Origin of the sequence: Allobosea sp. (assembly GCF_030695125.1) — a bacterium.
Taxonomy (GTDB): Bacteria; Pseudomonadota; Alphaproteobacteria; order Rhizobiales; family Beijerinckiaceae; genus Allobosea.
This window is the reverse complement of record NZ_JAUYTP010000071.1, coordinates 1-1,372: the sequence shown is the minus strand read 5'-3', so window position 1 is coordinate 1,372 and position 1,372 is coordinate 1. Positions and strand designations below refer to the sequence as shown.

Annotated in this window: 1 protein-coding gene; it reads left to right on the top strand. The window is 71.5% G+C overall.

Going from position 1 to position 1,372, the window contains the following annotated elements; translation table 11 throughout:
• Positions 1-393 precede the first annotated feature (393 nt).
• A partial coding sequence (locus Q8S38_RS21205) for a transposase (RefSeq protein ID WP_465247604.1) occupies positions 394-1,372 on the top strand: 979 nt, incomplete at its 3' end.

Sequence of the window (1,372 nt, the reverse complement as noted above, 5' to 3'; positions counted from 1 at the left end):
CGAACCTGCCGCCCATGCGCCAGTTCGGCATCGTCAGCGCCATCGCGTTCGGGTTCTCGATGCTGGCCGACTTCACGGCGCTGCCCGCGGCGCTGTGGGTGTTCCTGCGGCAGCGGCCCGACCCGAAGACGCCCTGAGGAGTCGACGAGTCGCCCGCGACGGGCGCCTGGCTGAGCGCATCAACGGCCTGCTCGAGACGGTCGTCACCCGGCCCAGGGGGCTGTCAGGGGTGAGGAGTACGCAGGGCTGGTGGGCGGGGTGGGCGAGGAGCGGCGACGGGCGCCGGAGCAGTCACTGGTGCGGCGGGCCTTCGACGAGGGCTGGCCGGCGGTGTGCGAGTCAGTCCCCCGGCGGGTGAGGCGCGAAGCGGCGGCGTACCAGCGGTGCGGAGAGGTGCGGTACGGCTTCGTGGAGGTGGCGTGCGAGGACTGTGAGACGTCACGGCTGGTGGCGTTCAGCTGCAAGGGGCGGGGTTGGTGCCCGTCGTGCACCAACCGGCGCGCAGTGGAGACGGGCGTACGACTGGCAGCGCTCCTTCCGCACGTCGGGCATCGGCAGTGGACGCTCAGCCTGCCCTTCACGTTGCGCTTCCAGGTGGTGAAGAAGCCGGTGCTGCTGAAGCGGCTCGAGGTGAGGCTGGTTCGGGCGGTGTGGAGGTGGCAGCGGCGCGAGGCGCGGAGGCAGGGCGTGACGGCGCCTCTCGAGGGAGGCGCCGTCGTCTTCACGCAGTGGTTCGGCTCGATGTTGCAGCTGACGCCGCACCTGCATGTGCTGGTGCCGGAGGCGCAGTGGAGGACGACGTCGTTGGGAGAGCAAACGAAGCCCGCGGGGACGGCGAGCGAGGCGGTGGAGGTGGCTCCACCGTCGGACGACGACGTCGCTGCCGTGCTGGCCCGGGTGCTGCGGCAGGCGAAGAAGGACTTCGCGGACCTCGACGCGGCGTGGCCGGAAGACGAATACGAGAAGGGCCAGCGGGAGTCCCTGCAGCGGCCGCTCGGCCTCGAGCTGCCTCCGACGGCGAGACGTCGTCGCGTGGCCGTCGCGCACGGCTTCTCGCTCCACGCTGACACCGCCGTGCATGGCAATGACAGACAGGGACTCGAGCGGCTCGCCAGGTACGGAGCCCGCGGGCCGGTGGCCGAGTCGAGGCTGCGTCGCCTCGAAGACGGCCGGTACGAGTACACCCCGAAGCACAAGGCGGCACGGGCCTTCATCGTCACGGCGGAGCAGTTGGTGCGACGGCTGGTGTCGCTGGCGCCGCCTGCGAAGACGCACCTCACCAGCTTCCACGGCGTCTATGCCCCGCACGCCGCCCTTCGCCCGCTGGTGACGGCGCAGCCACCGAACCCTGCGCCCGCAGCGCCTGTCTCGA